The organism is Streptomyces sp. NPDC031210 (assembly GCF_055570395.1).
Genome location: NZ_JBVIHH010000019.1, coordinates 100,897 through 126,856, shown reverse-complemented (window position 1 = coordinate 126,856; position 25,960 = coordinate 100,897). Strand labels below are relative to the sequence as shown.

General features: G+C 74.1%; 19 protein-coding genes and 1 pseudogene. 15 read left to right on the top strand and 5 right to left on the bottom strand.

From position 1 onward, the window contains the following. Positions 1-111 precede the first annotated feature (111 nt). Positions 112-324 (bottom strand): hypothetical protein, encoded by a 213-nt coding sequence (locus ACZ45Z_RS29195; RefSeq protein WP_468368553.1) that lies wholly within the window; start codon positions 322-324, stop codon positions 112-114. A gap of 180 nt (positions 325-504) precedes the next feature. Here ACZ45Z_RS29195 and ACZ45Z_RS29190 point away from each other — a divergent pair, with 180 nt between their 5' ends. The 5 genes from ACZ45Z_RS29190 to ACZ45Z_RS29170 all read left to right on the top strand — a co-directional run bounded on the left by ACZ45Z_RS29190 (position 505) and on the right by ACZ45Z_RS29170 (position 6,404). Further along, positions 505-1,767, top strand: coding sequence for a bifunctional adenosylcobinamide kinase/adenosylcobinamide-phosphate guanylyltransferase (locus tag ACZ45Z_RS29190; protein ID WP_468368551.1), 1,263 nt, complete (start codon positions 505-507; stop codon positions 1,765-1,767). Positions 1,768-1,829: 62 nt separating this feature from the next. Continuing rightward, positions 1,830-2,603: a class I SAM-dependent methyltransferase gene (locus tag ACZ45Z_RS29185; RefSeq protein ID WP_468368549.1), complete on the top strand. Its 774-nt coding sequence runs from the start codon at positions 1,830-1,832 to the stop codon at positions 2,601-2,603. 162 nt (positions 2,604-2,765) lie between these two features. After that, positions 2,766-3,812 carry a nicotinate-nucleotide--dimethylbenzimidazole phosphoribosyltransferase gene (gene cobT / locus ACZ45Z_RS29180; protein ID WP_468368547.1) on the top strand — a complete coding sequence of 349 codons (1,047 nt, stop codon included), beginning with the start codon at positions 2,766-2,768 and terminating at the stop codon, positions 3,810-3,812. A gap of 118 nt (positions 3,813-3,930) precedes the next feature. Further along, positions 3,931-5,682, top strand: coding sequence for a phosphatidylglycerol lysyltransferase domain-containing protein (locus tag ACZ45Z_RS29175; protein WP_468368545.1), 1,752 nt, complete (start codon positions 3,931-3,933; stop codon positions 5,680-5,682). Beyond that, entirely contained in the window at positions 5,679-6,404 is a 726-nt protein-coding gene (locus ACZ45Z_RS29170; protein WP_468368543.1) for a hypothetical protein, read from the top strand. The genes ACZ45Z_RS29175 and ACZ45Z_RS29170 overlap by 4 nt, the downstream gene beginning before the upstream one ends. Here ACZ45Z_RS29170 and ACZ45Z_RS29165 read toward each other — a convergent pair. Continuing rightward, positions 6,379-7,116: a hypothetical protein gene (locus ACZ45Z_RS29165; RefSeq protein WP_468368541.1), complete on the bottom strand. Its 738-nt coding sequence runs from the start codon at positions 7,114-7,116 to the stop codon at positions 6,379-6,381. The genes ACZ45Z_RS29170 and ACZ45Z_RS29165 overlap by 26 nt on opposite strands. A 69-nt stretch (positions 7,117-7,185) precedes the next feature. On the opposite strand from ACZ45Z_RS29165, the gene ACZ45Z_RS29160 reads away from it, so the two are divergent. From ACZ45Z_RS29160 to ACZ45Z_RS29130, 7 genes and pseudogenes are all read left to right on the top strand, one after another. Beyond that, complete coding sequence (locus ACZ45Z_RS29160; RefSeq protein WP_468368538.1) at positions 7,186-7,980, top strand: adenosylcobinamide-GDP ribazoletransferase; 795 nt, start codon at positions 7,186-7,188, stop codon at positions 7,978-7,980. 273 nt (positions 7,981-8,253) lie between these two features. Next, on the top strand, positions 8,254-9,786 hold the full coding sequence (locus ACZ45Z_RS29155) for a leucyl aminopeptidase (RefSeq protein ID WP_468368536.1): 1,533 nt from the start codon (positions 8,254-8,256) through the stop codon (positions 9,784-9,786). Between the two features lie 330 nt (positions 9,787-10,116). Next, positions 10,117-11,505, top strand: coding sequence for a dihydrolipoyl dehydrogenase (gene lpdA / locus ACZ45Z_RS29150; RefSeq protein WP_468368533.1), 1,389 nt, complete (start codon positions 10,117-10,119; stop codon positions 11,503-11,505). Positions 11,506-11,558: 53 nt separating this feature from the next. Then, positions 11,559-13,295: a 2-oxoglutarate dehydrogenase, E2 component, dihydrolipoamide succinyltransferase gene (gene sucB / locus ACZ45Z_RS29145; RefSeq protein WP_468368530.1), complete on the top strand. Its 1,737-nt coding sequence runs from the start codon at positions 11,559-11,561 to the stop codon at positions 13,293-13,295. A 122-nt stretch (positions 13,296-13,417) separates the two neighbouring features. Next, complete coding sequence (locus tag ACZ45Z_RS29140) at positions 13,418-14,041, top strand: GntR family transcriptional regulator (RefSeq protein ID WP_468368527.1); 624 nt, start codon at positions 13,418-13,420, stop codon at positions 14,039-14,041. 210 nt (positions 14,042-14,251) lie between these two features. Then, positions 14,252-16,924, top strand: a complete 2,673-nt coding sequence (gene aceE, locus ACZ45Z_RS29135) for a pyruvate dehydrogenase (acetyl-transferring), homodimeric type (protein WP_468368524.1) — start codon at positions 14,252-14,254, stop codon at positions 16,922-16,924. A 321-nt stretch (positions 16,925-17,245) separates the two neighbouring features. After that, positions 17,246-17,752: pseudogene (locus tag ACZ45Z_RS29130) on the top strand (helix-turn-helix transcriptional regulator); the annotation flags it as partial. 83 nt (positions 17,753-17,835) lie between these two features. Here the strand turns inward: ACZ45Z_RS29130 and ACZ45Z_RS29125 are convergent. Both ACZ45Z_RS29125 and ACZ45Z_RS29120 read right to left on the bottom strand, forming a co-directional pair. Next, a complete protein-coding gene (locus tag ACZ45Z_RS29125) occupies positions 17,836-18,750 on the bottom strand; it encodes an SDR family oxidoreductase (protein ID WP_468368572.1) in 915 nt (304 codons plus the stop codon). A gap of 306 nt (positions 18,751-19,056) precedes the next feature. After that, positions 19,057-20,988, bottom strand: a complete 1,932-nt coding sequence (locus tag ACZ45Z_RS29120; RefSeq protein WP_468368521.1) for a hypothetical protein — start codon at positions 20,986-20,988, stop codon at positions 19,057-19,059. Between the two features lie 184 nt (positions 20,989-21,172). On the opposite strand from ACZ45Z_RS29120, the gene ACZ45Z_RS29115 reads away from it, so the two are divergent. The 3 genes from ACZ45Z_RS29115 to ACZ45Z_RS29105 all read left to right on the top strand — a co-directional run bounded on the left by ACZ45Z_RS29115 (position 21,173) and on the right by ACZ45Z_RS29105 (position 24,175). Further along, complete coding sequence (locus tag ACZ45Z_RS29115; protein WP_468368519.1) at positions 21,173-21,691, top strand: DUF4240 domain-containing protein; 519 nt, start codon at positions 21,173-21,175, stop codon at positions 21,689-21,691. A 51-nt stretch (positions 21,692-21,742) separates the two neighbouring features. After that, entirely contained in the window at positions 21,743-22,627 is an 885-nt protein-coding gene (locus ACZ45Z_RS29110; protein WP_468368517.1) for a TIGR01777 family oxidoreductase, read from the top strand. 267 nt (positions 22,628-22,894) lie between these two features. Further along, on the top strand, positions 22,895-24,175 hold the full coding sequence (locus ACZ45Z_RS29105; protein ID WP_468368514.1) for an FAD-dependent oxidoreductase: 1,281 nt from the start codon (positions 22,895-22,897) through the stop codon (positions 24,173-24,175). A 79-nt stretch (positions 24,176-24,254) separates the two neighbouring features. Here the strand turns inward: ACZ45Z_RS29105 and ACZ45Z_RS29100 are convergent, their stop codons facing one another. Next, entirely contained in the window at positions 24,255-25,709 is a 1,455-nt protein-coding gene (locus ACZ45Z_RS29100) for a regulator (RefSeq protein WP_468368511.1), read from the bottom strand. Positions 25,710-25,960: the final 251 nt, after the last annotated feature.

Sequence of the window (25,960 nt, the reverse complement as noted above, 5' to 3'; positions counted from 1 at the left end):
CCCCCCCCCCCCCCCCCCCCCCCCCCCCCCCCCCCCCCCCCCCCCCCCCCCCCCCCCCCCCCCCCCCCCCCCCCCCCCCCCCCCCCCCCCCCGCGTCCGTGTCCGCCGGGCTCAGCCCTGGTCGGCGTGCAGGCTCATCGGGCCCGCGTAGATCTCGGTGCCGTCCTCGAAGAGCCGGACCTGGTCCACGCCGCCGTCGAGGAGCGCCTTCCACTCCTCACCGACCCAGGACTCCGCGTCCCCTTGCGTGGTGAACTCCTCCGGCTCCACCGCGGGCGCCGTCTCCGTACCGTCCGCCTTCTCGAACCGCCACGTCCACGCCATGTCCGCCTCCTGGGTCCCACCGGGTACGTGTCTTCCGCCACCGCGGGGCGCCACGAGGGGCGCGGGCCGCGGTGTCGTTCTCGCGTGCTGATCCGCAGCTTAGAGGTATCAGACAGCCCAACGGCCGTGTCGGGTGTCCCCCCGCGCGCTCGCCGGGCGGGTACGCGAGAGACTCGGCGCGTGGAACTGACTCTCCTCGGCACCGGAGCCCCCCGGGGGCTGCCGCGCCCCGGCTGCCCGTGTGCCGCCTGCGCCACCGCCGTCGGCGACGAGGCGCGGGCGGCGACCGCGCTGCTCATCGACGGCGCGCTGCTCATCGACCTGACGCCCGGCCCGGCCTTCGCGGCGGCCCGGGCCGGGCAGTCCCTGGCCGGTGTGCGCCAGGTGCTGCTCTCGCATCCGCACGACGGCCCGGCGATGGAGATCCCGGCCGGGCTGCCGCAGCCGGGCCGGGTCGCGGACGGGCGGGAGCTGGCGCTGCTGGACGGGCACCGCGTGCGGGCCGTCGCCGTCGACATCCCCGGCACCGGCTACGAGATCACCGGCGCGGGCGGCGAACGGCTGCTGTACCTGCCGCCGGGCGCCGCGCCGGCCGGGCTGGGCAACGGCGAGGCGGGCGGCGGCCCGGACACGCGGGGCGGCCCGTACGACCTGGTGCTGCTGGACGTCCTGGAGCGGCCGGACGCGCTGGCCAAGCTGCGGGCGAGCGGCGCGGTGGACGCGGCGACGGACGTGGTGGCGGTGCACCTCGACCACGGTGTGCCGCCCGGCCCCGAGCTGCACCGCCGGCTCGCGGCGGCCGGCGCCCGCGCGGCGGCGGACGGCAGTTCCCTGGTGGTCGGCGAGTATCACGCGGTGCCCGATCTGCCGCGCCGCACGCTGGTGCTGGGCGGCGCGCGCAGCGGGAAGTCGGCGGAGGCCGAGCGGCGGCTGGCGGCCTTCCCCGATGTGCTGTACGTGGCCACCGGCGGCACCCGGGACGGCGACACGGAGTGGGCGCAGCGGGTGTCGCTGCACCGGGAGCGGCGCCCCGGCGGTTGGCGTACGGCCGAGACCTGCGACCTGGTGCCGCTGCTGGCGGAGTCCGCTGCGGGCGAGACGCCGGGCAGCGGGCCGGCCGGTGCCGCGCCGCTGCTCATCGACTGTCTGGCGCTGTGGCTGACGCACGCCATGGACGAGGTGGGGGCGTGGGACGACGCGACGTGGGAGGACGGGGGCCGGCAGGCGCTGCGGGAGCGGACCGACGCGCTGGTGGCGGCCGTCCGGGCGACGCGCCGTCAGGTGGTGGCGGTGAGCAACGAGGTGGGGTCGGGTGTGGTGCCGGCCACGGCGGCGGGCCGCCGGTTCCGTGACGAACTCGGGCGGCTGAACGCCGCGTTCGGCGCGGAGTGCGAGCAGGTGCTGCTGGTCGTCGCCGGGCAGGCGCTTGCGCTGCGTGGATGACGGGCGGGCGGGTCGGCCCGTGTCCGCTTGCCCGCGGGCGCGGCGGCGGGTGCTCTTGAGGCGTGACCGAATCCGAGACCCAATCCGAGCCGGCCGGCGGGCCCGTCCGGGCGCGTCCCGCGGCCTGTCGCCACTCCCGCGGGCGTTCGCGCTCCCGCCCGCGCGGGGAACCGCCGCCGTCCGGAGCGGCCCTGGCGCCCGGTCCGGGGCGGCGCGACCGGCGTGCCGAGGCGGCCGTACGCGACTATCTCGACCGGCGTCCCGAGGCGACCGTGGTCGCGTTGGGCGAGGGGCTGGGTACCGGGTTCTGGCGGCTGGACAACGGGCGGCTGACGTGGCTGACGGTGCAGCCGCCGGGGGCCGCCGCGGTGCGCGCGATGCTGCTGCCGGACGGCTCGCGGCGGCGTACGGTCGCCCGGGCGGCGGGCGACCTGGCGTGGCTGGAGGCGGTGCCGGAGCCGTGGCGCGGGGTGATCGTGACGGCGCCGGGGGTGCTGACGCGGCTGCCGCCGACCGCCGCGCGGGCCCTCCTGGCGGCCTGCGCGCAGCGGTTCCCCGGGGGTGCGCTGGTCTTCGACGCGCTGCCGCGGTGGGTGAGCGCGCTGGCCCGGCGGGGCGCGGCGCTGTCCGCCGGCCGGTGGCCCGCGCCGCCGCGCTGGGGGCTGGACCGCGCCGACCTGCCGCGGCTGGCGGGCCTGCATCCGGCCATCGCCTCGGTGCGTGAACTCCCGTCGCCGGGGGCCGGGTCGGGGCGGCCGGTGACGTCCTGGCGGTGGTTGCCCCCTGTGCGGGCGGTGGCGCCGCTGGTGTGCGAGGTGCGGTTCGCGGGGCCGTAGACGGGAGTTCGTCGGCGGGGCTCGTCGGCGGGGTACGGGAGGGGCCGGTGGGGGTGCGGGGAGCGCGGCGTACGGGCGTGGCGGCGCGGGCCCGCGGCAGGGCGGTACCGGCGTCCCCCCAGGGCGCGTCGCCGTCGTCGCGTTGACGGTAATCTGCGCCCAATGAGCGCCCTGAACCTCGATGACTTCGCCCAACTGATCGAGCGCCCCGACGGCGGTACGCGCCGTGACGCCGAGGAGCGGCGGGCCCGGATGGCCGTGCCGCCCGGCGCGCTCGGCCGCCTCGACGAGCTGGGCGAGTGGCTGGCCGCGGCCCAGCAGCGGGTGCCGGTGCGGCCCGTCGAGCGGCCCCGGCTGCTGCTGTTCGCCGGTGATCACGGGGTGGCGGAGCTGGGGGTCTCGGCCCGGCCCGCCGGCGGCGCGAAGGATCTGGTGCACGCGGTCCTGGACGGCGCGAGCCCGGCCGCGGTGCTGGCGCGCGGCGCCGGTGTGGGGCTGCGGGTGGTGGACATGGCCGTGGACTGCGAGGTGGCGGAGCTGCCCGAGGACGTCACCCGGCACCGGGTGCGGCGCGGTTCGGGCCGGATCGACATCGAGGACGCGTTGACGGCCCAGGAGGCGGAGGCGGCGTTCCGGGCCGGCATGGCCATCGCCGACGAGGAGGCCGACGCCGGTACGGATCTGGTGGTGCTGGGCGATCTGAGCGTCGGCGGCACCACCGCCGCGAGCACCCTGATCGCCGCGCTGTGCGGGACGGACGCGTCGGTCGTGACCGGGCGCGGTGGCGCGCCGATCGACGACCTGGCCTGGATGCGCAAGTGCGCGGCGATCCGGGACGCGCTGCGGCGGGCCCGGCCGGTGCTCGGCGACCAGTTGGAGCTGCTGGCCACGGTCGGCGGCGCGGACCTGACCGCGATGACCGGCTTCCTGTTGCAGAGCGCGGTGCGCCATACGCCGGTGATCCTGGACGGCGTGGTCTCCGCGGCCTGCGCGCTGGTGGCGCAGCGGGTGGCGTTCCGGGCGCCCGACTGGTGGGTGGCGGGCCAGGCGAGCGGTGAGCCGGCCCAGGCCAAGGCGCTGGACCGGATCGCACTCAACCCTCTGCTCGACCACGGCGTCACTGCTGGGGAGGGGACGGGGGCGCTGCTGGCCCTGCCATTGGTGCGGGCGGCCGCGGCCCTGGCGGCGGAACTGCCCGTGCGCGACTGAACGACTCCGGCCCGAGGCGGCCGGCGGCCGGTCGTGCCGGTCGGTGCGGCGGGCGGCGAAAGCCGTTCCGGACCGTCGGCGGTGCCCCCATAAGATCACTCTTTATGGGAGATGTCGCTTGAGTCCGGAGGAAGACACCCCGCGCGGCCGCTGGTCACGGCGCGGGGCCGCGTTCGGGGTCTGGTACCTGCGCACGGTCACGTTCATCAACTTCCTGAGCGCGGTGTGGGTGTCGTTCGGCAACGACATCCGCCGGCACAACGTCGAGGAGTTCTTCACCCCGTACCTGCTCACCGCCGGCTTCGCCTCGGGCGCCTTCTCGCTGTTCTTCGCCGTCACCCTGCGGCGGCGCAAGCGCGCGGCATGGATCTTGAACATGGTGTTGTCGGGGCTGTTCCTGGGGCTGATCGGCCTCGCGCTGGCGGTCGCCCCGGAGTTCCGCGCGCACGCCCAGAACTGGGTGTCGCTGGCGCTGACGCTGCTGTTCGCCGTGGCGCTGGCCGTCGGCCGCCGGGAGTTCTACGCCAAGGGCGACCGCGCCAACCCCAGGCTCGCCGCGGTCACCGCCGTCGGCGGTCTGCTGGCCGCGTCGCTGCTGGCGGCGCTGCTGGTCACCGTCACCAACACCGCCCCGCGGGCGGCCTCGACGTTCGTGGAGCGCTGGCGCTACGGCGTGATGCGGCTGGTCTCGCTCGCCGCCGACGACCGCGCGTTCCCCGGTATCGACACCCCGAACTGGGTCAACGTCACCATCAACGTCCTGAGCACGGCGCTGCTGGTGGCCGTCCTGTGGGCGGCGTTCCGGTCCGTGCGCACCACCGATCCGCTCACCGAGGACGACGAGGAGCGGCTGCGCGGTCTCCTTCAGCGGCACGGCGCCCGCGATTCGCTGGGCTATTTCGCGCTGCGCCGGGACAAGAGCGTGCTGTTCTCCCCCAGCGGCAAGGCGGCGATCACCTACCGGGTGGTGGGCGGCGTGTCACTGGCCTCCGCCGATCCGCTGGGCGATCCCGAGGCGTGGCCGGGTGCCATCGAGCGGTGGCTGGCCGAGGCCCGCGAGCACGGCTGGGCGCCGGCGGTGATGGGCGCGAGCGAGGAGGGCGGCACGATCTACGCCCGGCACGGTCTGGACGCGCTGGAGCTCGGTGACGAGGCCCTCGTGGAGACGGCGGAGTTCACGCTGGAGGGCCGCGCGATGCGTACGGTCCGCCAGGCGTACCACCGCGTCGCGCGGGCCGGCTACACCGTCCGCATCCGGCGCCACGAGGACATACCGGCCGCGGAGATGGACCGGCTGCTGGAGCTGGCCGACGACTGGCGCGACGGGGAGACCGAGCGGGGCTTTTCCATGGCGCTCGGCCGGCTCGGCGATCCGGGGGACGGCCGGTGCGTGATGTTGGAGTGCACCGATGGCGGCGGTGAGCTGCGGGCGCTGCTGAGTTTCGTGCCGTGGGGCGCGAAGGGGCTGTCGCTGGACCTGATGCGGCGTGACCGGGACTCCGAGAACGGCCTGATGGAGTTCATGGTGCTGGAGATGATCCAGCGCGCGAAAGAGGTGGAGATCACTCAGGTCTCACTGAACTTCGCGATGTTCCGTTCCGTCTTCGAACGCGGATCGCGACTCGGCGCGGGCCCGGTGCTGCGCCTGTGGCGCTCGCTGCTCAGCTTCTTCTCCCGGTGGTGGCAGATCGAATCGCTCTATCGCGCCAATGCGAAATATCGGCCTATTTGGGAGCCCCGGTACATGCTCTTCGAAAAGAGCACCGATTTGCTGCGCATCGGAGTCGCCGCGGCGCGCGCGGAGGGCTTTTTGGAAGCACCCGGTCTGCCGAAGTGGCTGAACCGCAAGCACCTGGAGAACGTGAGATGACCGAGGCTCGGGCGGGGCGGCGAGGGGTGTCCGTGCTGCGTCGTGCCGCGCGTGCCGAGTGGGGGCCGCTCCTGCGGACGGTGCGGTCCGCACTGGCGGACCGCAAACTGCGGGCGATCCCCGTGACGCTCGCCGCGGTGTTCTTGACCATGGTCCTCCAGTTCGTGCAGAACCAGCCCTGGGGCTATCAGCCGGTCCAGAACGTGGGGTCGGTGCAGGCCGACGAGCATCTGTGGCTGGCGCTGCTGCGGACGCCGCTGTCGCTGTTCGTGCCCGCCCTGGACCTGCCGGTCTGGGGTGCGTTGGCGCAGATCCTGGTGGTCTTCGGGATCGGGGAGATCAGCCTGGGCTGGCAGCGGATGCTGGGCGTCGCCTACGTCGCCACCCTCTCCGGGACGATGTACGCCCGGATCGGCATCTGGCTCGGCCCGGCCACCCCGATCGGGCTGCCCGGCTCCGACGCGTACGTCACCGACACCGGCCCGTCCGCGGCCGTGGTGGGGCTGGCGATGTTCGTGTGCTGGCGCTACCGCGCCTGGCTGACCTGCGCGCTGGTGGTGGCCGCGATGGTGTTCGAGGTCCTGTTCATCAAGAGCAACCTGGCGGGCAAGGAGCACATCGCGGCGCTGCTGGGGGTGCTGGTGCTGTCCGTGCTGTGGGAGGTGCGCCGGCGCAAGCCCCGTGGCGCGGCGCGGGTCAGCGGCTCGGGGCCCCGCCGATGAGGTGCTCGATCGTGCGGCGGACCTTCGTCCAGCGCAGGTCGTGGTGGTAGGCGCGGACCGTCGCGCGCGCCCGGGCCTTGGGGCGGCCGCGGTAGAAGCGCCTGGCCCAGGGTGAGTTGGGCCGGGCCAGCCGGACGGCCCCGAAGAGCGCCACGAACGGCACGAAGACCCCGATGACGGCGATCCGGCCCTTGCCCTTGGCGAGGGCCATCACCGCGAAGAGGAAGTTGACGCCCGCGGTCCGCACGACGTGGAAGCGGTCGCGGGACTCGGCGGGACTCAGTTCGTTGACGCCGAACGGCAGGAAGCCGCCGAGGATCAGGCCGACCAGCGCGACGGTGATGAGGACGATCTCGACGCTCTTGGTGCCCTCCTCGCTCCAGTAGACGTCGTCCAGATGGAGGATCAGCGCGAACTCGTCCAGGACCAGGCCGACGCCCATGCCGAACAGCACGGCCGCGATGCCCGCGCCGATGCCCTGCCGATCGCCGGCGATGGCGATGAAACCGCCGACGACCATCAGGGCGACGCCGGGTACGACGTGGTGGACGTGCAGGCCGCCGGGCGAGAGGTTGCGGAAGGGTCCCTTGCCGGCGCGGATGAGGCGGGTGATGGAGCGGGTGACGAGGAAGGTGAGCACGAACGAGGCGAGGGCCAGCAGCAGCGGAAGTTTCCCCGGCTCGACGATGTTGCGGTACCACCAGTGACCCATGCCACACACGCTCCCCATTTGTCACGTAGGGGCAATTTAACGTCGCGGTCCGCCGGATAGCCTGCCGCGGTGAACGACGCTCCCGAGCCCCCGGCTCCCGCCGACGCCCTGCGCTTCGCCTTCGGCACGCTGACCGCGCTCCCGGTGCGGCTGAGCCGCTGGGACCGCGAGACCGCCCGCGGCGGGATGCTCTGCGCGCCGCTGGCCGGCCTGACCGTGGGGACGGCCGCGGCCGTACTGGGCGGGGCGCTGCTCCTGCTGGGCGGCGGCCCGGCGCTCGCCGCGGTCGCCACCGCCGCGGTGCCCGCCGTCCTCACCCGCGGCCTGCATCTGGACGGGCTCGCCGACACCGCCGACGGCCTGGGCAGCGCCAAGCCCGCCGCGGACGCGCTGCGCGTCATGAAGCAGTCCGACATCGGCCCGTTCGGCGTCCTGACGCTGCTGTTCACCCTGCTGGCCCAGGTGGCCGCGCTGTACGAGCTGTACGCGGACGGCTGGGCGCGCGGCGCGGTGGCGGCCGTCGTCGCGGCGGTCACCGCCCGCTGCGCGCTGACCCTGGCCTCCCGCGCCGGGGTGCCCGCCGCCCGGCCGGACGGTCTGGGCGCGGCGGTGGCGGGCGCCGTCCCGGTGCGCGCGGCGCTGTGCGGGGCCGGGCTGACGGTGGCCCTGTGCGTCGCGGCGGGGGCCCTGGACGGCCCGTACGGCGCCGCGCACGCGGGACTCGCGGCGCTGCTGGGCCTCGCCGTGGCCGAGCTCGTCCTGCGGCACTGCCTGCGGCGGTTCGGCGGGATCACCGGCGATGTGTTCGGCGCGCTCGCCGAGAGCGCCGGCCTGACGGCGTTCGTGGTCCTCGCGCTGGGCTGAACCGGGCGGGCGGACGGGCTGCGGGGCGGGCGGCGCCACCGCGGGCGGACAGGCCGCGCGGAGCGCACCCGGCGCCCGGCGGGCCACCGCGCGAGGCGGTCAACTCCCTTGCCGCGTCCGGCCGTTCACCGGGATCCGCCCGATGTCGCGACGGCCTGCGGCGAGCCGCCGCCCCATCGGCGCGGCCGGGCGGCGCCGCCGAGCGTAGGCTCGGCCGCAGCAGCGCCGTGGGCGCGATTCGGAATCCCCGGACGGAACAGGACCTTCATCACCGTGACTGCACTGACCCTCAGTTCTTCTTCCGCCGCGACGTTGCGCGCGGACGCCGTCGTCGTCGGCGTGGCCAAGGGCGCCAAGGGCGTCCTGGCGGCCCCCGGCGCCGAGGCCGTGGACAAGGCTTTCGGCGGCAAGCTCGCCGCCGTGCTGGAAACCCTCGGCGCGAGTGGCGCCGAGGGCGAGGTGACCAAGCTGCCCGCCGCCGGCGGTCTCAAGGCACCGGTCGTGCTGGCGGTCGGCCTCGGCGACGCCCCGGCCAAGGGCGACGGCTACGACAACGAGACGCTGCGGCGCGCGGCGGGCAGCGCGGCCCGCGCCCTGTCCGGCACCAAGAAGGCCGGCTTCGCCCTGCCGGTGGAGGACGCCGAGGCCGCCGCCGCGGTGTGCGAGGGCGCGCTGCTCGGCGCGTACGCGTTCACGGCCTACCGCAGCGACGCCAAGGGCGCCAAGAAGGGCGACGAGAGCAAGTCGGCGCCGCTCGCGGAGGTCGCGCTCCTCGGCGGCAAGCCGCGCGACAAGGAGTTCAAGGCCGCGGCCGAGCGGGCCCAGACGCTGGCCGCGGAGATCAACCGCGCCCGTGACCTGGTCAACACCCCCTCCAACGACCTGCATCCGAAGTCCTTCGCGGCCGAGGCGCAGGCGGCCGCCAAGGAGTTCGGCCTCAAGGTCGAGGTGCTGGACGAGAAGGCGCTCAAGAAGGGCGGCTTCGGTGGCCTGCTGGGCGTCGGCCAGGGCTCGGACGCCCCGCCCCGGCTGGTGCGGATCGCGCACACGCACCCCAAGGCGAAGAAGACCCTGGCCCTGGTGGGCAAGGGCATCACCTACGACTCGGGCGGCATCTCGCTGAAGCCGGCCGGTCACAACGAGACCATGAAGTGCGACATGAGCGGCGCCGCCGCCGTCTTCGCCGCGGTCGTCACGGCCGCCAAGCTGGGCCTTGAGGTGAATGTCACCGGCTGGCTGGCGCTCGCCGAGAACATGCCGTCCGGCTCCGCCACCCGCCCGGGTGACGTCCTGACCATGTACAGCGGCAAGACCGTCGAGGTGCTCAACACCGACGCCGAGGGCCGGCTGGTGCTGGCCGACGCGCTGACCCGCGCCTCGGAGGAGGCGCCGGACGCCATCGTGGACGTGGCGACGCTGACCGGCGCGATGGTGCTGGCGCTGGGCAACCGCACCTTCGGGATCATGGCCAACGACGACGCTTTCCGCACCTCGATCCACGAGATCGCCGAGGAGGTCGGCGAGCAGTCCTGGCCGATGCCGATGCCGTCCGAGCTGCGCAAGGGCATGGACTCGCCGGTCGCCGACATCGCCAACATGGGCGAGCGGATGGGCGGCGGCCTGGTGGCCGGCCTGTTCCTGAAGGAGTTCGTCGGCGAGGGCATCACCTGGGCCCACCTGGACATCGCCGGCCCGGCCTTCCACGAGGGCTCGCCCTGGGGCTACACCCCCAAGGGCGGCACGGGTTCCGCGGTGCGCACCCTGGTCCGGCTGGCCGAGCGCACGGCGGCCGGCGACCTGGGCTGACGCCGGACCCTTCCGGCGCGGCCTTTCGCACTGTTTTGTCCGTACGACCCCGGGCATACCGCCCGGGGTCGTCTCCCTGTGGACCACCGGCCAGGGGCGTTCGCCCTCAACGAAATCCGCACGCCCGAACGCACCGGTAATCCCCTCGGGGCGGCCGATCGGCCGCCCCGGGCCCGGCCCGCCGTCCCGCCTTCGTTGAACAAGTGCGAAGATGGGTTCTCGGCAGGACAGGGCCCCCCTTACCAGGGCCGAAGTTAAAGCGGCCGAACAACAGCCGCCGTCCGGTCATTGGAGACCGGCTCCGGCGTACCCATGCATGGAGGACGTGACGTGGCGAACGACGCCAGCACCGTTTTCGACCTAGTGATCCTCGGAGGCGGTAGCGGTGGTTACGCCGCTGCCCTGCGCGGGGCGCAGCTTGGCCTGGACGTCGCCCTGATCGAGAAGAGCAAGCTCGGCGGCACCTGCCTGCACAACGGCTGCATTCCGACGAAGGCTCTGCTGCACGCCGGCGAGATCGCCGACCAGGCACGCGAGTCCGCCCAGTTCGGTGTCAAGGCCACTTTCGAGGGCATCGACATCGAGGGCGTCCACAAGTACAAGGACGAGGTCGTCTCGGGCCTGTACAAGGGCCTGCAGGGCCTGGTCGCCTCGCGCAAGGTGACCTACATCGAGGGCGAGGGCAAGCTCTCGTCCCCGACGTCCGTCGATGTGGCCGGCCGGCGCGTCGAGGGCCGCCACATCCTGCTGGCGACCGGCTCCGTGCCGAAGTCGCTGCCGGGCCTGGAGATCGACGGCAACCGCATCATCTCCTCGGACCACGCGCTGAAGCTCGACCGCGTGCCGAAGTCCGCGATCGTGCTGGGCGGCGGCGTCATCGGCGTCGAGTTCGCCTCGGCGTGGAAGTCCTTCGGCACCGACGTGACGATCGTCGAGGGCCTCAAGCACCTCGTGCCCGTCGAGGACGAGAACAGCTCCAAGCTTCTTGAGCGCGCGTTCCGCAAGCGCGGCATCAAGTTCAACCTCGGCACCTTCTTCGACAAGGCCGAGTACACCGCCGACGGCGTGAAGGTCACCCTCGCCGACGGCAAGACCTTCGAGGCCGAGCTGCTCCTGGTCGCGATCGGCCGCGGGCCGGTCTCGGCGGGCCTGGGCTACGAGGAGCAGGGCGTCGCGATGGATCGCGGCTACGTCCTGGTCGACGAGTACATGCAGACCAACGTGCCGACCATCTCGGCCGTCGGCGACCTCGTCCCCACGCTCCAGCTCGCGCACGTCGGCTTCGCCGAGGGCATGCTGGTGGCGGAGCGGCTGGCCGGTCTGAAGACCGTGCCGATCGACTACGACGGCGTGCCGCGCGTGACGTACTGCCACCCCGAGGTCGCTTCGGTGGGTATCACCGAGGCCAAGGCCAAGGAGCTGTACGGCGCCGACAAGGTCGTCGCTCTGAAGTACAACCTCGCGGGCAACGGCAAGAGCAAGATCCTCAAGACCACGGGCGAGATCAAGCTCGTCCAGGTCAAGGACGGTGCCGTGGTCGGCGTCCACATGGTCGGTGACCGTATGGGCGAGCAGGTCGGTGAGGCCCAGTTGGTCTACAACTGGGAAGCCCTCCCGGCCGAGGTTGCGCAGCTCGTTCACGCGCACCCCACGCAGAACGAGGCACTCGGTGAGGCCCACCTGGCTCTGGCCGGCAAGCCCCTCCACTCCCACGACTGACCCCAGTCCCGGGCGCGACCACATCCCGCAATTCGTAAGGAGCAACCGAAACCATGGCGGTTTCCGTAACCCTGCCGGCGCTCGGCGAGAGCGTCACCGAGGGCACCGTCACCCGCTGGCTCAAGGCCGAGGGTGAGCGCGTCGAGGTCGACGAGCCGTTGCTCGAAGTGTCGACCGACAAGGTCGACACCGAGATCCCGGCCCCGGCCGCCGGCATCCTGTCCGCCATCAAGGTGGCCGAGGACGAGACGGTGGAGGTCGGCGCCGAGCTGGCCCTCATCGACGACGGCTCCGGCGCACCGGCCGAGGCCCCTGCCCCGGCCGCCGCCGAGGCACCCGCCGCCCAGCCGCAGCCCGAGGCCGCCCCGGCGCCCGCCGCCGAGGCACCGGCCCCGGCCGCCGCCCCCGCCGGTGGCGCCCAGGGCACCGACGTCGTCCTCCCCGCGCTCGGCGAGAGCGTCACCGAGGGCACCGTCACCCGCTGGCTGAAGGAGGTCGGCGAGGAGGTCCAGGCCGACGAGCCGCTGCTGGAGGTCTCGACCGACAAGGTCGACACCGAGATCCCGGCGCCCACCTCCGGCACCCTGCTGGAGATCGTGGTCGGCGAGGACGAGACCGCCGAGGTCGGCGCGAAGCTCGCCGTCATCGGTTCGGCCGACCGGGCTGCGGCCCCCGCCGCCGCCCCGGCTCCGGCCGCCCCGGCCGCGCAGCCCGAGCCCACCCCGGCTCCTGCTCCGGCTCCGGCCCCCGAGCCCACCCCGGCGCCCGCGGCCCAGGCCGCTCCGGCCGCCCCGGCTCCGGCTCCGGCTCCCGCCGCCCCGGCCGCTCCTGCGCCGGTCACCCCGGCTCCGGCCGCGGGTGAGGCCGAGGGCGCGTACGTCACTCCGCTGGTGCGCAAGCTCGCCGCGGAGACCGGCGTCAACCTCGCCACGGTCAAGGGCACCGGCGTCGGCGGCCGCGTCCGCAAGCAGGACGTCATCGCCGCCGCGGAGGCCGCCAAGGCCGCCGCGACCGCGCCGGCCGCCGCCCCGGCCGCGTCGAAGGCCCCGGCCATCGAGGCGTCGCCGCTGCGCGGTCAGACCATCAAGATGCCGCGGATGCGCAAGGTCATCGGCGACAACATGATGAAGGCCCTGCACAGCCAGGCGCAGCTCACCTCCGTGGTCGAGGTGGACATCACCAAGATCATGCGGATGCGCAACCAGGCCAAGGACGCCTTCGCGCAGCGTGAGGGCGTCAAGCTCTCGCCGATGCCGTTCTTCGTCAAGGCCGCCGTCCAGGCGCTGAAGGCCCACCCGGTTGTCAACGCCCGGATCAACGAGGACGAGGGCACGATCACCTACTTCGACACCGAGAACGTCGGTATCGCGGTGGACGCGGAGAAGGGCCTGATGACCCCGGTCATCAAGGGCGCGGGCGACCTGAACATCGCCGGCATCGCCCGGAAGACCGCGGAGCTGGCCGGCAAGGTCCGCACCAACAAGATCAGCCCGGACGACATGTCGGGCGCGACCTTCACGATCAGCAACACCGGCTCGCGCGGTGCGCTGTTCGACACGGTCATCGTGCCCCCGAACCAGGTCGGCATCCTGGGCATCGGCGCGACCGTCAAGCGCCCGGTGGTCATCAACCACCCGGACCTCGGCGAGACCATCGCGGTGCGCGACATGACCTACCTCGCGCTCTCCTACGACCACCGTCTGGTGGACGGCGCCGACGCCGCCCGCTACCTGACCACGGTCAAGCAGATCCTGGAGGCCGCCGAGTTCGAGACCGAGATCGGTCTCTGATTCCGGCAGGCACGCGGTAGCTTCGGCGAGGGTCGGCCCCGGTTCGTTTCACGAGCCGGGGCCGGCCCTTCGCGCGTCCCGGATAATGGCCCTCCGCCCCCACCGCTCTGAAGGAGCACGTCATGACCCCGCCCGTCGTCCATTCGCTGCGCGAGCAGATCCGCGAGCACATCCTCGAGGGGATCGTCAGCGGCCGCTGGCAGCCGGGTGAGCGGATCGTGGAGCGACGGATCGCGGTGGAGCTGGAGGTCAGTCAGACGCCGGTGCGGGAGGCGCTGCGGGAGTTGGAGTCGCTCCAGTTGATCGAGTCGGCGCCGAACAAGGGCGTACGGGTGCGGAATCTGACCGCCGACGACCTCAAGGAGAGCTATCCGGTACGGGCCGGCCTGGAGCAGGTGGCGGCGGAGCTGGCCGCCGGCCGACTGGCGGAGGACACCGGGGCGCTGGAGCGCGAGGTGGCGGCGCTGCGGGAGGCGGACCGGGCGGGTGACGGGGAGGCGCAGGTGCGGCACACGGTGGCCTTCCACCGGGAGATCGTGCGGGCGGCCGGGAACGCCGTGCTGCTGCACACCTGGGAGTCGCTGGGCGTCGAGGTGTGGACGACGCTGTCGATCCGCTGGTTCAGTCCGGAGCCGCGCTCGCACGCGCGGGACCACCAGGAGATCGTGGACGCGTTCCGGCGCCGGGACCCGAAGATCGGCACGTTGCTGAAGGCCCATGTGCTGAGCTGCGCGCCCCGGGTCTGACCGGCAGACGGAGGGGACCTCCGGGGCCCCCTTTTTCGTGGCACCGCGTGCCCGAAAAGGCGGCACCCCGTGCCGACCTGCGGTTATTCGGCCGCCGAGCGTTGATCGATCATCGATCAGAGGCGTATCGTCGTCCGTCGGGGCGCGACACCCCTGCCTGCCGAATGCCTGCCGAACTCGCATTCCCACCCGTCCGGAAAGGGGCCACCCATGCCCGAACCCGTGCGCCTGCCGTACAGCCAGCTCGACCAGCTCCCGGACCGCGACCCCGAGGAGACGGCCGAGTGGCGCGAGTCGCTCGACGCCGTCACCAAGGCAGCGGGCCCGCATCGCGCCGCCTATCTGATGCGCCGCGCCCTGGAGCACACCGCGCGCACCGAAGGCACGGCCCTGCCGTCCCTCCTGGAGACGGACTACGTCAACACCATCCCGACCTCCGCCGAGCCCGACTTCCCGGGCGACGAGGCGATGGAGGCCAGGATCACCGCCTGGAACCGCTGGAACGCCGCCGCGATGGTCACCCGCGGCTCCCGCCAGGGCCTGGGCGGCCACATCGCCACCTTCGCCTCCGCGGCCTGGCTCTACGAGACCGGCTTCCAGCACTTCTTCCGCGGCAAGGAAGGCACCGGCAGCGGCGACCAGCTCTACATCCAGGGCCACGCCACCCCCGGCATCTACGCCCGCACGTTCCTGGAGGGCCGCCTCACCGCGGACCAGCTCGACCGCTTCCGCCAGGAGGCCGGCGGCGACGGCCTCTCCTCGTATCCGCACCCCCGCCGGATGCCCTGGCTGTGGGAGTTCCCCACCGTCTCGATGGGTCTGGGCCCGCTCTCCGCGATCTACCAGGCTCGCTTCAACCGCTACCTGGAGCACCGCGGCATCAAGGACACCGCCGACTCCCACGTGTGGGCGTTCCTCGGTGACGGCGAGATGGACGAGCCCGAGTCGACCGCCGCCCTGGCGCTGGCCGGCCGCGAGGAGCTCGACAACCTCACCTTCGTCATCAACTGCAACCTCCAGCGCCTGGACGGCCCGGTCCGCCCCAACTTCCAGATCGTGCAGGAGCTGGAGGCCCAGTTCCGCGCGGCCGGCTGGAACGTCATCAAGTCGCTGTGGGGCCGGGCGTGGGACGAGGTCTTCGCCCTCGACACCGACGGCGCCCTGCTGCGCCGCCTCGGCCAGACCCCCGACGCGCAGTTCCAGACGTACGCCACCCGCGACGCCGCCTACCTGCGCGAGCACTTCTTCGGCGCCGACCCGGCCCTCGCGGCCCTCGGCGGCAAGCTGTCCGACGCCAAGCTGCTGGAGCTGTTCCAGACCTCCCGCGCCGGCCACGAGCCGCGCAAGGTGTACGCCGCGTACAAGGCCGCCGTCGAGCACAAGGGCGCGCCGACCGTCATCCTGGCGCAGACCGTCAAGGGCTACACCCTCGGCGCGGGCTTCGAGTCCCGCAACGCCAACCACCAGATGAAGAAGCTCTCCGGGCAGGAGTTCCGCGCCATGCGCGACCTGCTCGAACTGCCCATCCCCGACAGCGCGTTGGAAGACGGCCTGGTGCCGTACTGGCGGCCGGCCGAGGACTCCCCGGAGATGGCGTACCTGCGCGAGCGGCGCGCCGCCCTCGGTGGCCCGGCGCCGGCCCGCAAGGTCGTCGCCAAGCCCCTGCCGATGCCCGCGGAGAAGAACTTCGACGCGCTGAAGAAGGGCTCGGGCAGCCAGGAGATCGCCACCACCATGGCGTTCGTCCGGCTGATCAAGGACCTGATGCGGGACAAGGAGACCGGCAAGCGCTGGGTCCCGATCGTGCCCGACGAGGCCCGTACCTTCGGCATGGAGTCGCTGTTCCCGACCGCCGGGCTCTACTCCCCCAAGGGCGCGACCTACGACCCGGTCGACCGTGACCAACTGCTCTGGTACAAGGAAGCCAAGGACGGCCAGATCCTCAACGAGGGCATCACCGAGGCCGGCGCGCTCGCCGACTTCACCGCCGCGGCGACCTCGTACGCCACCCACGGCGAGCCGATGATCCCGTTCTACATCTTCTACTCGATGTTCGGCTGGCAGCGCACCGCCGACCAGTTCTGGGCGCTCGCCGACCAGTTGGGCCGCGGCTTCGTGATCGGCGCGACGGCCGGCCGGACGACGATGACGGGCGAGGGCCTCCAGCACGCCGACGGCCACTCGCACCTGATCGCCTCCACCAACCCCGCGGCGCTCTCCTACGACCCGGCCTTCGCCTACGAGGTCGCGGTGATCGTCAAGGAGGGTCTGCGCCGGATGTACGGCCCGGACGCCGAGGACGTCTTCTACTACCTGACGGTCTACAACGAGACCAAGGTCCAACCGGCCATGCCGGAGGGCGTCGAAGAGGGCATCCTCAAGGGCCTCTACCGCTACCAGGAGGGCACCAAGCCGCAGGCCGACAGCCCGCACCTGCAACTGCTGGCCTCCGGCACCGCCATCCACTGGGCCCTTGAGGCGCAGCGGCTGCTGGCGGACGACTGGGGCGTGGCGGCCGACGTGTGGTCGGCGCCGTCGTGGACCGAGCTGCGCCGCGACGCCCTGGAGTGCGACGCGGCCCGCCTGGAGGGCGAGGACCGCGTCCCGTACGTCACCCGGGCACTGGCCGGCGCTCCCGGCCCGGTCGTCGCGGTCAGCGACTGGATGCGGGCGGTACCCGACCAGATCGCGCCCTGGGTCGAGCAGGACTGGACCTCCATCGGCACGGACGGCTTCGGCCTCTCCGACACCCGCGACGCGGCCCGCCGCCACTTCGGCGTCGACCCGCAGTCGGTCGTCATCCAGTCCCTGGCCGCCCTCGCCCGCCGCGGCGAGGTCAAGCCGGAGACGGTCAGGGAGGCGAAGGAGCGGTACGGGCGCTGAGACGCCGGGCCGCCGGGCCGCCGGGCCGCTGGGCCGTTAGCCGCCTGGGCGGTTGGGCGGGCGGGCGGCTGGGCGGCCGGTGGCCGGGCCGCTTCAAGCTGGCGGGCGGTCCCCCGGCCGACACCGGGGGGCGGCTCGCCGTGGGGGCACGCCCCCTCTCCCCAGGGGACCGGGGGCACTCCCCTCCCCAGGGGACTCAATCTCCCGTGCGGAGGTCACCTCCCGCGCCCGGGACCTCCGCACGGGACCTGCCCGTAGGCGGACCGGCAGACCTGCACACGGTCCGGTGGCCCGCCATCTTTTTCCCCACCGCCCACCCCCCGCTACCGCCGCAAGGACGCCGAGGTGGAGCGGGAGTTGGAGCCGTACGGCCTGGTTTTGAAGGCCGGCGTCTGGTATCTGGCGGCCCGCGCCGAGGGCGGCCCTCGGGTGTACCGCGTCGACCGCTTCACCGCCGCCGGTCCCGCCCCCGAGCGCTTCGTCCGCGACGAGACCTTCGACCTGCCCGCCTTCTGGGCGGAGCGGGCCGAGCAGTTCGCCCGCTCCCTCCTGCGCGAGGAGGTCCTCCTGCGACTCTCCGCGAACGGCGTCCTGCGCCTGCCGCACGTCACCGACCGGGCGGCGGCCCAGGAGGCGATCGAGAAGGCGGAGGCGGCCGGCGGGCCGGACGACCGGGGCCGGCTGACGGTCCGGCTGCCCGTGGAGTCCGCCGAAGTCGCCTACGCGCAGTTGCTGGCCCTCGGCCCGGAGGGCGAGGTGCTGGCACCCTCCGGTCTGCGCGACCGGTTCGCGGCGGCCGCCCGCCGAACGGCCGCTCTTTACGCCTGAGGTGGCGCGCCTTCCCGGGAGGACGCCCGTGGGACGAACTGGCCCAAGGCCGGCAGGCGCCACCCCGGCAGTCCGCGAACCGCCTAGCGGTAGTCCTCCGCGCTCCCGTCCTTACCGCCCATGACGACCTCTTCGAAGTAGCCGAAGGCGTCGGGGCGCGAGCCGTCCGTGTCGGTGAAGTCGTAGACCTTCGCCAGTTGCCCGCTGGAGAGCGACTGACCGCTCCAGCGTTCCTTGGCGGGGTCGGCGGCCAGTGCGGTGACGGCGCGGGCGATGAGGGCCGGGGACTCGGCGACGGCGAAGTGCGGTTGCTCGGCGATCGCGTCGCGCCAGGTCTCCTCCGTCACGCCGAAGTGGTCGAGCATCTCCTCGGACCGCAGGAATCCGGGGGTCAGCGAGACGGCCGTGCCGCCGTACTCCTTCAGTTCGGCCGCGAGGCCGAAGGCCAGGCGGTGCGGCGCGTTCTTGGTGAGGTCGAAGCAGAGGTTGCCGCGATACGTACGGTTGAACGCGGCGGTGCCGTCGGTGATTTCGGCGACCAGCCCGCCGGGCCGCCGGATCAGCAGCGGCAGCGCGTAGTGGCTGGTGATGACGTGGGTGTCGATGCCGAGCCGGAACATCCGCAGACCCTTGTCCAGGTCGAGATCCCAGACCTTCGTTTCGAACTCGATCAGACGGTCGCCGCCCCAGACGCTGTTGACGAGTACGTCCAGCCGGCCCTGCTCGCGGTCGACGCGGTCGATGAGGGCCTTGACCCGCGCGGGATCCAGATGGTCCGTCGGTACGGCGATCCCGGTGCCGCCGGCCGCGGTCACCAGTTCCGCGGTCTGTTCGATGGTCTCGGTGGGCCGGCCTACCTCGCTGACCCGCTCGCGCGTGGTCCGTCCCGTGACGTACACCAGGGCGCCGGCGCGGCCCAGTTCGACGGCCATCGCCCGGCCCGCGCCCCGGGTCGCGCCGGCGACCAGCGCGACCCGTCCGGTCAGGTCCGCCGTCACCGGCCGGTCCGCCCCCGTCACCGGCCCCTCGGCCGGCCCCGAGGCCGAGGGTCCCCCCACTGCCGCCCGGTCCCCCACTGCCGCCGCGTCGTTCCCTTCCGTCACGCTCGCCACTCCTCACCACTCCAGACCAGCCCAGGTCACCCCGGACCGCTCCAGCAGTCAGGCGCCCGGTCGACATCCTTCGACCATGACACTGACAGCGAATCCCGACATCTTCTGTCCGGATTCCGTGGCGGGACCGGGCCCGGTTCCGTGGCGGAACCCGGAACCCGGAACCCGGAACCTTGGCCACCCCCCGTCAACTCACCTCGGAACGGCCCGCACGCTCCCGCCCTCGCGCAGGCGGCCCGAGACCTGGGCCGGGGCGTGCGGGTCGACCCGTACGGCGAGGGTGGCGCGGTCGGTGGTGGCCCGGACGGCGCCGGTGACCTGGAGGCCGCCGACCTCCTGGCTGCCCGCGGCGAGCAGGTACCACTTGCCGGACTTCGCCTGCCAGTGCACGTCGCCGACCACCCGCCGGCCGAAGCCGCTGCACGCGGCGGTGTTCACGGCGTGTCCGGCGACCTGCCCGGGATCGGTGGGCCGGGCGGCGGGCGGCTGGAACCGCACCGTGACCTGCCCGGGCCCGCTCCAGGTGTCGGCGCGGGTGCAGACCCAGGCGGCGCTGCCGCCGCCCTCGGGGAGCCGCTGGTGCGCGAACTCCCAGTTGTTGACCGACCGTACGCCCGCGCCCCGCAGCGCCCCCAGGGAGCAGGCCGTACGGGCCCAGCTACGCAGCGCGGAGGCACCGGTCGCCTCGTCGGCTCCGGCCGGGGCGCGGCCGGGGCCGGGCGGCGGGAGGTAGGTGAGGTGGACGGGGGCGAGGTCGCCGAGGTCGGTGACCAGGAAGGTGCGGTTCTCCGCGATCCGCGGGGAGGACCGGAACCGCACCACGGGCCAGCGTCCGCAGGCGGCGCCCGTCTCCGGCGGGGTCGCGACGCGGTCGGTGACGCCGTCGGGGGCGACATGCAGCGAGCCGGCCGGGCCGCCCGGCGCCAGCAGGTCGCGGGTCGTGGTTTCGGCGATCCACGGCGCGACCAGATAGCGCATCCAGCCGTTGCCGCGCCCGATCACGAGGGCGGCGCCGGTCGTGAGGTCCGCGTCGTCCACCCGGGCGAAGTGCAGGGTGGGCGTGGCCTGTTCCGGCTCGGCGTAGCGCACCAGCCGTTCGCCGTCGTGGAAGACCACCACCCGTACGTTGTCGATCAGACCGGCGTACAGCAGGCGGGGCGGGTGGTCCGGCGGCCGGGTGGAGGTGCCGGCGGACGCGGTGATCCGCGCGTCGGCGGGCGGCTTCGCCCACACCCGCAGCGCCCGGGTCAGGAGTGCGGTGTCGCCGGCCGCGCGGCCGCGGGCGGGCCAGGCGGTGAAGTCGAGCCGGGAGGTGTCGGCCCACTGCTCGTTGGGGGTGCGCACCAGGTGGCCGGGGTCCAGCGCCTGTTGCGCGGGGGTCGGGGCGGACGCCCGCCGGGCGGCGCCGGACGGTTCGTCGTCGACGCCCGGCACACCCGTCACACCCGTCATCACCGCGGCGACCGCGACCACGGCCGCCACGGCGGCCGCGACCCGGACCCGCTGGCGACGGCGCAGCAGATCCGTCGGCCGGGCCTGGAGGGTGCACGGGTCGAACTCCTCCGAGGCGAGCAGCGCCTCGGCGCCGGCCCCGGTCTCCCGGTCCAACTGTGCCGCGGCCCGCTGGGCCCCGTCCGGGTCGGCGGCCCCGGCGTCGGCCAGTACGGCCCGGGTCTCGTCCTCGTCCAGCCCTTCGAGGTGGCGCAGTCCGATGGCGGCCCGGACCGGCGCGGTGACGGCGGACAGCGCCTGGTCCAGGGCCAGTTCGTCGGCGCCGCCGGCCCGGGGGAAGAGGCGCAGTCCCCAGACGAAGGGCACGGCGGGCGGCAGGGGTCCGCCGCCCGGCCGTTCCTCGCAGGCCAGTGCCAGCCGCAGGGTCCGCAGCCGGACCAGGGCGTAGCCGGTGGCGGGGGCCGGGCCGCGCTGCCCGGGCAGGGTGGCGCCGGTCCGGCGCGGGCCGCTTCTGGGCAGGGCCCGCTGGACCAGGCCGTGCGCCGCGAGGACCCGCCGGTGGCGGCCCATCGCTGGTGGGAGTACGAGGTAGGCGAGGCGGACGAGCCGGGGGTAGTGCTCCACGAGGGCCGCCTCCGCCCGTTCGACCTCGGCCCGGGTGCTTTCCTCCATGGGCATCGCCTGGAACAGCCCTTCACGTCATGGGATTGTGCCGTTCGTTGCATGCGTCGCACGCCATCCAACGAGTGAATCTTAGGGCGGTCACACGACTGTTCCGCGATCCGGATATTGACCGTGTCGCATCCGGGGTACTCGGCGTGCGGGGCGGAGCGGCACGACCGATGCTGGAGCGGTGATGGACGAGACGGAGTTCTGGGAGCTGATCGACGGCGCACGTCAGGCCGCCGAGGGCGACCCGGAGGAGCAGGCCGACGCGTTGGTCGAACGGCTGCTCGGGCTCGACCCGGACGCGGTCGTGGACTTCGCCCGCCATTTCGAATCGCGCTACAACCGGGCGTACGCCTGGGACCTGTGGGCCGCGGCCGCGGTGCTGCTGGACGGTGCGAGCGACGACGCGTTCGACTCCTTCCGCTGCTGGCTGATCGGTCAGGGCCGGGAGGTCTTTGAGGGCGCGCTGCACGATCCGGAGGACCTCGCCGAGCTACTGGAGGAGTTCGACGAGGAGGTGGACGGCGACGCGGAGGAGCTGGGCTTCGCCGCCGACGAGGCGTACGAGCAGCTCACCGGTGCCGAACTGCCGGACCTGGAACTGGCGCCGGCGCCCCGCGAACCGCTGGGCACCTACCTCGATCTCGATGACGACGAGGCCCTGGCGGAGCGCTTCCCGCGCTTGTGGGAGCGGTTCCGGCGATAGGCCCGGGGCCCCCGGTCGCCCGCTCCGTCCGCCCGGGGGCAGGATGGCCCCATGCGGATCGCGATCACCGGCTCGGCCGGTCTCATCGGCGCGGGACTCGTACGGTCCTTGGAGGCGGACGGCCACGACGTGGTGCGCCTGGTGCGGCGACCGCCGGCGGCGGCCGGTGAGGTGCGTTGGGACCCCCGGCGCGGGGAGGTCGACACGTCGGGGCTGCGCGGCTGCGAGGCGGTCGTGCATCTGGCCGGCGCGGGGGTCGGCGACCACCGCTGGACGGCGGCGTACAAGCGCGAGATCCGCGACAGCCGGGTGCGCGGCACCGCCGTCCTCGCCTCGGCGCTCGCCGCGATGGACGCCCCGCCGCGGGTCTTCGTGTGCGGCAGCGCGATCGGCTACTACGGCGACACCGGTGACCGACGTACGGAGGAGAGCGCGCCGGCCGGTTCGGGCTTCCTGCCGGAGGTGTGTGTCGCCTGGGAGGCCGCCGCGCGGCCGGCGCGGGAGGCGGGCATCCGTACCGTCTTCGCGCGCACCGGCCTGGTCGTGGCGCGCTCGGGCGGCGCGTGGGGCCGGCTGTTCCCGCTGTTCCGCCTCGGGCTGGGCGGCCGGCTTGGCGACGGCGGCCAGTTCTGGAGCTTCATCTCCCTCCACGACGAACTGGCGGCGCTGCGCCACCTGATCGACACCGACGCCCTGTCCGGGCCGGTCAACCTCACCGCTCCGGAGCCGGTCACCAACCGCGAGGTCACGGCCGTCATGGGCCGCGTCCTGCGCCGGCCCGCGCTGCTGGCCGTTCCCGCCCCGGCCCTGCGGGTCGCGCTGGGGGAGTTCGCGGGTGATGTGCTGGGCAGTCAGCGCGTCGTTCCGCGGCGGCTGCTGGATTCCGGTTTCACCTTCGCGCATCCCGGCATCGCCGACGCCGTGCGGGCCGCGTAAGCGGGAGGCGCGCCAGGCCGGGTGGTGCACCAGGCCGAGTGGTGCGCCAGACCGGGTGGTCCGACAGGCCGGGAGGCTCGACAGGCCGGGTCGCGACCGAGAGCGGCACGGCGTGCCACCCTGCGGCGCTCCCACGCGCCCCCCGGCGCCCCTGTCGGTCGCACCGCCGCGCTCCTTACCGTCCTCGAACACACATCTCGGCATCCCGCGCCGTGGCACCGGGCATGAGACCGGTGCCATCGCTGGGTCCGATCTCGGGAGGGGCACGTGCTGCGCACCGCATCGACCGTGGACGTCGTCATAGTGGGGGCCGGTCCGGCCGGTCTCGCCGCGGCCCGCCATCTGACCGGGGCGGGCGTCTCGGTCACCGTGCTGGAGGCCGCGCCACGGATCGGCGGCCGGGCCGCCACCGATCACGTCGACGGCTTCCGGCTGGACCGCGGCGGCCGCCCGCTGGCCCTGTCCACCGCCGAGCTGCTCCGTACGCCCGGTCTGGGCGAGCTGACGCTGCGGCCGTTCGCGCCCGGCCTGACGCTGCACAATGGGCAGCGGGCGCAGCGCATCAGCGGCGCCCGGAGCACAAGGGGCGCGCTGTCCGCGGCGCGCGCCCTGTCGCGTGCCGACCGGCGACCGGACCGGTACGGCGACCGCGCCGCCGTCCCGGCCCCCGCCGACCGCCCGGTCGGCGACGCCCTGGCGCACCGTCCCGTCTTCCCGCCCCGCTCCCCCGACGCGTTCCTGCGGCCGCTGCTCGGCGCGCTGCTCGGCGATCCGCGGCTGCGCGGGTCCAGCCGCAGCGCCGCGCAGGTCCTGCGGGCCTTCGCCGAGGGCCGGCTGTGCCTGCCGGCCGGCGGCGCCTTCGCCGTCCCCGCCCTGCTCGCCGCCGCGCTGCCGCCCGGCACGGTCCGTACGTCCGTGCGCGCCACGTCCGTGTCGACGACGGGCGTCAGCACCGCCGAGCACGGCCATGTCCCGTGCCGTGCGGTGCTGGTGGCGACCGGCGCGCGGGACGCGGCCGAGCTGCTGCCGGGACTGCGGGTGCCCGCCTTCCATCCCATGACGGTGCTGCACCACACGGCGGGGACCACCGGGGGCCGCGGCGGGCCGTACCGCGAGACGACCCTGGTCCTGCCCGTCGACGGGCCGGTCGCGCACACCTACGTGGCCGGGGCGGTCGACCCCTCCCGTACGCCGCCCGGCCGGTCGCTGGTCACCACCACCGTGCTGGGCGCCGCGGCGGCGCTGCCACTGTCCGTCCTGGACAAGACGGTCCGGCCCCAGTTGGAGCGGATCTACGGTGCCACGGCGGACAACTGGGAATTGCTGAGCGGCCATCACGATCCGTACGCCGTACCCGCGATGGCGGCGCCGCACGACCCGCAGCGGCCGGTGCGGGTGCTGGCGGGCCTGTACGTCTGCGGCGACCACCGGGACACCAGCACCCTTCAGGGCGCGCTGCGCTCCGGGCGCCGCGCGGCCCGGGCGCTGCTGCGCGACTTCGGCGTCCCGGCCCTGACCGGGCCGGACACGCTGCCGACGGCGGCCTGAGCCGCCCGGGTCGGCCGGTCCGCCGGCACGCACACGCACAGCACGCACGGCACCGGCGGGCCGGGCCCGGGCCCGCCGGTCAGCCCAGCGCCGCCACCCGGTCGCGGTAGCCGCGTACGGCCGCCGCGTCGCGGTACGGCTCCAGGCGGCGTTCGAATTCCCGGACGTATTCGTGGGCGCGCACCGACCGCATCTCGGACGCCTGGACGGCGGCCTCGGCGCCGAGGGTGCACGCCTGTTCCAGTTCGCCCAGGCCCAGGCGCGCGGTCGCCAGGACCACCCGGCAGAACAGCCTGCTGCGGGCGAAGCCGGCGGCCCGCAGTTGCAGGGAGCGCTCGGCGTGCTGGGAGGCCGCGCGGTACTGCTGGAGGTCACGGTGGCAGTGCGCGAGTTCGTCGGCGAGCTGTGCCTCGTCGAAGAAGCGGGCCCAGTACGGGGTGTCGTCCCCGGGCCGGGCGCCCTCCAGTGCCCGCTCGGCGCGGGAGAGCGCCGCGGTGCAGGCCCGCACCTCGCCCAGCAGGCCGTGGCCGCGCGCCTCCGCGGAGTGCAGCAGCGCCTGGACCGCGGGCGGCGCGCTGCCGCCGATGCCCTGCTGCGCGACCCGCGCCAACTGGACGGCTTCTCTGCCGTGCCCCAGATAGACGGCCTGGCGGCTCATCGTCACCAGGACGTAGGAGCCGTACGCCCGGTCGCCGGCGGCCTGGGACAGTCGCAGGGCCTGGACGAAGTACCGCTGCGCCAGGCCGTGCGCGGCGATGTCGTAGGAGGTCCAGCCGGCCAGCCGGGTCAGGTCGGCGGCGGCCGCGAACAGGCGGCGCCCGGTCGCCTCGCCGTAGGTGCCGCGCAGCATCGGCTCGGTTTCGTGTTCCAGATAGCGCACGAGTGCCTGCCGGGCGTGGCCGCCGCCGTAGGCGTGGTCCAGCGCCCGGAACAGTTCGCCGACCGAGCGCAGCGCCGCGATGTCGCCGGCGGTGACCTTGGCGCCCTGGGCGCGGTCGACGCGGTCGGTGCGGCGCTGGCGGGGCACCGAGACGCGGCCCTGGGGCGGCACCCGGCCGGCGGCGTCGGCGGCCGGTTCGCCGCGGGCGACGCGTTCGTCGGCGCGGCCGATCAGCCAGTCCCGGCTGGGCACCACGAGCCCGGCCGGGGTGAAGGCGATCTTGCGGAGTTCGGCGTGGCTGCCGGAGTCCTTGCGCCACAGGCCGCTGACGATGTCGACGGCCTCGGTGGGGCTCGCGGCGAATTCCAGCCCGGCGTATACGGGCGCGCAGGCGTCCAGGCCGAGGTCCTGGGCGGACAGCCGGCGGCCGAGTCTGCGGGTGAACACCTCCGCGATCAGGGCGGGGGTGGTGCCTCTGGGCTGTTGCCCGCGCAGCCAGCGCGTCACCGAGGTCTTGTCGTAACGCAGGTCGAGGCCGTGCTCGATACCGAGCTGATCAACCCGTCTGGCCAGCCCTGCGTTGGAGAACCCCGCCTCGGCGATGAGCGCGGCGAGCTGGCGGTTGGGTGTGTGTTGCGGGGGTCGTTCCGTCATCAGCTTTACCGGTCTCCTGCCTTCCGGGCCGCGCTGCCGGGCTCGGCTGGCCCTGTCCGGCACGCTCCTCGCCCTTGTGGGACGGCGTGAATGTAACGGCCTTCGGGGCCGTTCTCGCCGCCTGCGCCCCGCGTTCATCCGATCGTGTGAGCAGGGCGCATGCGGTGCGGCGGGCCCGGGGCGACCGGGCGGCTGCGGTCCCCGGGAGGAGCGGCCGTACAGTGGCAGGGGCGCGAAGGGGCATCAAACGT